This is a genomic window from Roseibium sp. RKSG952, from assembly GCF_009711355.1.
In genome coordinates, this window is record NZ_SMMF01000423.1 from 1 (window position 1) to 909 (window position 909).

The 909-nt window shown below is 62.3% G+C and carries 1 protein-coding gene; it reads right to left on the reverse strand.

Features of this window, described 5'->3' with window-relative positions; translation table 11 throughout:
* Positions 1–12: 12 nt before the first annotated feature.
* Positions 13–909, reverse strand: an 897-nt coding sequence (locus tag E1297_RS01345; RefSeq protein WP_209015570.1) for an IS481 family transposase, incomplete at its 5' end; no start/stop codon positions are given.

The window sequence follows — 909 nt, forward strand, 5'->3', positions numbered from 1 at the left end:
TGTGGTTTCCAATCAGGTTGTTCCGGCTAGGGCCTGAAGGGGCGTTTTGCCTTTGATGCCCATGTGTGGCCGCTTGGCGTTGTACCAGTCAAGCCATCTTGGCAGGTCGGCCTCGCGTGTCAGGGACGATTTGAATGGAATGGCATAGGCCCATTCCCGAAGCATGGTCTGGATGAACCGCTCCGCCTTGCCGTTGGTCTTGGGCGTATAGGGCCGGGTTCTGATGTGGCGGATGGCAAGGCGCTGGAGGGTTCTTCGGAACAGTCTGGCAATGTAGCCGGAGCCGTTGTCGGTCATGACCCGTTCGATCTTGATGCCCCGCGCCTTGAACCAACGCAACGCCCGGATGAGAAAGCCGGTGGTGGAGTGACGGGTTTCGTCGGGCAGAACCTCGACATAGGCAAGCCTTGTCGCGTCGTCGATGGCTACATGCAGATAGTCCCACCCAGCTCCCTTGCTGCGGCCCCGACGGGAACCGGTGATCCGATGTCCCGTCCGCTCGAAGCGACCGAGTTTCTTGATATCCAGGTGCAGCAGCTCGCCCGGGGTTTGACGCTGATAGCGCCGCACTGGCGGCTTGGGATCAAGACTGGCTAGACGGCCAAGACCAATACGGGCCAGCCATCCGGCAACAGTCGAGCGGGCAAGGCCCAGCTTCTCGCCGATCTCCGCTCCCGTCAGGCGATATTCCCGTCGCAACCGTTCAATGCCGTGAACCTGATGCGCCATGGTCTTGTTGGCAACGGTGCGCGGCCGCGAGGACCGGTTCTCAAGCCCGGCAGCACCCTGCGTCCGGTACCGCTTCAGCCATTCCCGCGCCCGTCGCTCACTCAGGCCGAATTCGGACGCGACCGTCTTGAGCGGACGGCCCTCTTCAACGATCCGGCGGATCATCTCCGCTCGACCCAG